Here is a 4,253-nt window from a genome sequence, read left to right as displayed (position 1 = left end):
CTTAGCGGGCGGTGGCTGCACGAGCTGCTGGTGCGGCCGACGACGCACCGCCCGGCCCTGCGGCCGGCAAACCAGAAAGTGCCCCCGGCAGGATTCGAACCTGCGCCACCGCCTCCGGAGGGCGGTGCTCTATCCCCTGAGCTACGGGGGCGGGCGGCTGCCGAGCTGGCCAGTCGACCCACCTGAGATGGCCCGACCGGGTGGTGTCATGTGTCACCACCGGGTGGTCTGGAGCCGTTCTCGCGTGCTCAGCGAGGTTAGCAGCCTAGGCTGGTTTTCATGGAACCGGCCGTGCCCGCCGAGCCGCCGGTCTTTCCGGTGGCTCCGTCCCGCATGGGCTGGGTCCTCGTCTGCGACGACACGACCTCGATCCGGACCCTCATCCGGATCAACCTCGAGCTCTCCGGCTTCGGCGTGGTGGAGGCGGCCGACGGGCAGGAGGCCCTCGACGTCCTCGTCGCGCGCATGGACGACCCCCCGCGGGTGGTCGTCATCGACGCCCAGATGGAGCCACGCGACGGCTGGTGGGCGGTGCGCCAGATCCGCAGCTCCCGCAGCCTCCTCCACCTCCCCATCGTGATGGCGACGGCGGCCATCCAGGACCACGAGCGCCGCCGCGCCGAGAAGACCGCGGTCGACGCCTTCGTCGGCAAACCCTTCGACCCCGACCACCTGGTCGACATCGTCGAGGGCTTCGCCCGCGAGGGCCGAGGCTACGAGACCGCCGCCCGGCCCTAGTCTTGAGGTCATGCGCGCTCACGAGGCCGGTGCTCTCCACGCCAGCGGCTACGGCCAGCCGTCGTGGCTGCGGGTCCCCGACGACGTCTTCGGGCTCGTGCCCTCGCTGTGGTCCTCGTCCGTGGCCCGCGGCGGCGACGGGGTCGTGACCGTCGCGGGCGTCCGAGTCGACGACCTGGCCCGCGAGTTCGGCACCCCGGCATACGTGCTGGACGAGGCGGACTTCCGCGACCGCGCGGCGGACTTCCGCTACACCTACAGCTCGGTCTTCTCCGGTCTCGGGGGCGCCGACGTCTACTACGCCGGTAAGGCGTTCCTCTGCACCGAGGTCGCCCGCTGGATGCGCGACGACGGGCTGTCGCTCGACGTCTGCTCCGGGGGCGAGCTCGAGGTCGCCCGCCGCGCCGGTATGCCGGGGGAGCGGATCGGCGTGCACGGCAACAACAAGTCGGTGGCCGAGCTCGAGGCCGCCGTCGGCTACGGCGTCGGGAAGATCGTCGTCGACTCCTTCGAGGAGATCGACCGGCTGGCCGCGGTCGCGCAGCGGCTCGGCCGCCCGGCCCGGGTGATGATCCGGGTGACCGTCGGGGTTGAGGCCCATCCCCACGAGTTCATCGCCACCGCCCACGAGGACCAGAAGTTCGGCTTCTCGCTGAGCGGGGGCGCGGCCGCCGAGGCCGCGCGGCGGATTTTCTCGCACGCGCCCCACCTCGAGCTCGTCGGGCTGCACAGCCACATCGGGTCGCAGATCTTCGACACGTCCGGCTTCGAGGTCTCGGCGAGGCGGGTGCTGGGCCTGCACGCCGACATCGCTCAGGAGCACGGGGTCGAGCTCCCCGAGCTCGACCTCGGTGGCGGCTTCGGCATCGCCTACACGACCGAGCACGACCCGCTCCCGCCGAAGCACCTCGCGGCCGGGATGGCCGAGATCGTCGAGCGGGAGTGTCGGGCGAGCGGCCTTGCGGTGCCTCGCATCTCGATCGAGCCGGGTCGCGCCATCGCGGGTCCGAGCACCTTCACCCTCTACGAGGTGGGCACCGTCAAGACAGTCGACCTGGACGGCGGCGCCACCCGCGCCTACGTCTCGGTCGACGGCGGCATGAGCGACAACATCCGCACCGCCCTCTACGACGCGAACTACTCGTGCACCGTCGCGAGCCGGGTCAGCGAGGCGCCGCCGATGCTCTCCCGGGTCGTCGGGAAGCACTGCGAGAGCGGCGACATCGTCGTCATGGACGAGTTCCTGCCCGCCGACGTGCGGGCGGGCGACCTGATCGCCGTGCCGGGCACCGGCGCCTACTGCCGGGCTCTGTCCAGCCAGTACAACCACACGCCTCGCCCGCCCGTCGTCGCGGTCCGCGACGGGGCCGCGCGCCTCATCGTGCGACGCGAGACCGTCGACGACCTGCTCGCGCTGGACGTCCCGTGAACCGTCCGGATCGCGGAATGATCGACGTCCACAGGGCGGACAGACGGCAGGATTTCCCTCGTGACCCTCAGCCCTGACCAGCCGACCCCCGGCGACGACGCGCCGCTGCGCATCGCCCTGCTCGGGTGCGGGGTGGTCGGCTCGGCCGTGGCGCGGCTGCTGATGGCCCACGGCGGCGACTTCGCGGCCCGTGTCGGCCGCCCGCTCGAGGTCGTCGGCATCGCCGTCCGACGTCCCGGGCGAGACCGCAGCGACACCGGGGTCGCGGCCGGGCTGTTCACGACCGACGCCCACGAGCTCGTCACCCGCGCCGACGTCGTCATCGAGGTCATCGGCGGCATCGAGCCGGCTCGCGGGCTGATCCTGCAGGCCATGGAGCACGGTGCCTCGGTCGTCACCGCCAACAAGGCCCTGCTCGCCGAGGACGGTCCGACCCTGTATGCCGCGGCGCTGGAGCACGGGGTCGACCTCTACTACGAGGCCGCGGTCGCCGGTGCCATCCCGCTGCTACGACCGCTGCGCGAGTCGCTCGCCGGTGACGAGGTGCGCAAGGTCATCGGCATCGTCAACGGCACGACCAACTACGTCCTCGACAAGATGGACACCACCGGAGCGGGCTTCGACGACGCGGTCGAGCAGGCCCAGTCGCTGGGCTACGCCGAGGCCGACCCGACCGCCGACATCGAGGGTTTCGACGCCGCGGCCAAGGCCGCCATCCTCGCCTCGCTGGCCTTCCACACCCGGGTCTCCGGGCACGACGTCCACCGCGAAGGCATCGCCGACGTCACGGCCGCCGACATCCAGGCCGCGCGTGAGATGGACTGTGTCGTCAAGCTGCTCGCGATCTGCGAGAAGGTCGAGGCGGCGCCCGGCACCGACGGTCCGTCCGGGATCTCGGTGCGCGTCCACCCGGCGATGATCCCGCGGTCGCACCCCCTGGCCGGGGTGCGCGAGGCCTTCAACGCCGTCTTCGTCGAGGCCGACGCCGCCGGCCAGCTGATGTTCTACGGCAAGGGCGCCGGCGGCGACCCGACCGCGTCGGCGATCCTCGGCGATGTCGTCGCGGTCGCCCGGCACCGCATCGGCGGTGGCCACGGACCCGGCGAGAGCGCCTACGCCGACCTGCCCATCCTCGAGATGGGCCAGGCCCTCACCCGATACCACATCAGCCTCGACGTGGCCGACCGCCCGGGCGTCCTCGCGCAGGTCGCCTCGGCCTTCGCCGACCAGCAGGTCTCCATCGAGACGGTCCGCCAGCAGACGGTGCCCGGCTCCACCCCCGACACCGGCGGCGCGTCGCTCGTCGTCGTGACCCACACCGCGACCGACGCCGCGCTCTCCGCGACGGTCGAGGCGCTCGCCGCGATGCCGATCGTGCGGTCCGTCAACTCCGTCATGCGCGTCGAAGGGGCTTGAGATGGTCCAGCAGTGGCGCGGCGTGATCCGCGAGTATGCCGACCGGTTGCCGATGCTCGCCGGCGCGCCGGTCATCACCCTCCTCGAGGGCGGCACCCCGCTCATCCCGGCCGAGCACCTCTCCTCGCTCGTGGGGGCCGACGTCTGGCTGAAGTTCGAGGGCCAGAACCCCACCGGGTCGTTCAAGGACCGCGGGATGACGACGGCGATCTCGATGGCCGCGAAGCACGGCGCCAGGGCGGTCATCTGCGCGTCCACCGGCAACACCAGTGCGTCCGCCGCGGCCTACGCCACGAAGGCCGGCATGACCTGCGGGGTGCTCGTCCCCGACGGCAAGATCGCGCTGGGCAAGCTCAGCCAGGCCATCGCCCACGGCGCGACCCTCCTTCAGGTCGACGGCAACTTCGACGACTGCCTCACCCTCGCGCGCAAGCTCGCCGAGTCCTATCCCGTCGACCTCGTCAACTCCGTCAACCCGGCCCGCATCGAAGGGCAGAAGACGGCGGCGTTCGAGGTCGTCGACGCCCTCGGCGACGCCCCCGACATCCACTGCCTGCCGGTCGGCAACGCCGGCAACATCACGGCATACTGGCGCGGCTATCGCGAATACCACTCTGGCTCAGAGCAACCCGGTCCCGCGACGCACCTCCCGATCATGTGGGGGTTCCAG

4 protein-coding genes and 1 tRNA gene are annotated in these 4,253 nt (G+C 71.8%); 4 read left to right on the top strand and 1 reads right to left on the bottom strand.

Annotated features, from left to right (window positions below; translation table 11 throughout):
- Window positions 1-79: 79 nt before the first annotated feature.
- Window positions 80-151, bottom strand: a tRNA-Arg gene (locus Q0R63_RS04325).
- Between the two features lie 128 nt (window positions 152-279).
- Here Q0R63_RS04325 and Q0R63_RS04320 point away from each other — a divergent pair.
- The 4 genes from Q0R63_RS04320 to thrC all read left to right on the top strand — a co-directional run.
- On the top strand, window positions 280-738 hold the full coding sequence (locus tag Q0R63_RS04320; RefSeq protein ID WP_295694529.1) for a response regulator: 459 nt from the start codon (window positions 280-282) through the stop codon (window positions 736-738).
- Between the two features lie 10 nt (window positions 739-748).
- Window positions 749-2,167, top strand: a complete 1,419-nt coding sequence (lysA, locus tag Q0R63_RS04315; RefSeq protein ID WP_295694526.1) for a diaminopimelate decarboxylase — start codon at window positions 749-751, stop codon at window positions 2,165-2,167.
- Between the two features lie 60 nt (window positions 2,168-2,227).
- Complete coding sequence (locus Q0R63_RS04310; RefSeq protein ID WP_295694523.1) at window positions 2,228-3,583, top strand: homoserine dehydrogenase; 1,356 nt, start codon at window positions 2,228-2,230, stop codon at window positions 3,581-3,583.
- Window position 3,584: 1 nt separating this feature from the next.
- On the top strand, window positions 3,585-4,253 hold a 669-nt coding region (gene thrC, locus Q0R63_RS04305; RefSeq protein ID WP_295694522.1), incomplete at its 3' end, for a threonine synthase.

This window comes from Lapillicoccus sp. (assembly GCF_025353065.1).
Classification (GTDB): Bacteria; Actinomycetota; Actinomycetes; order Actinomycetales; family Dermatophilaceae; genus Lapillicoccus.
This window is presented reverse-complemented; position numbering and strand designations above follow the sequence as displayed.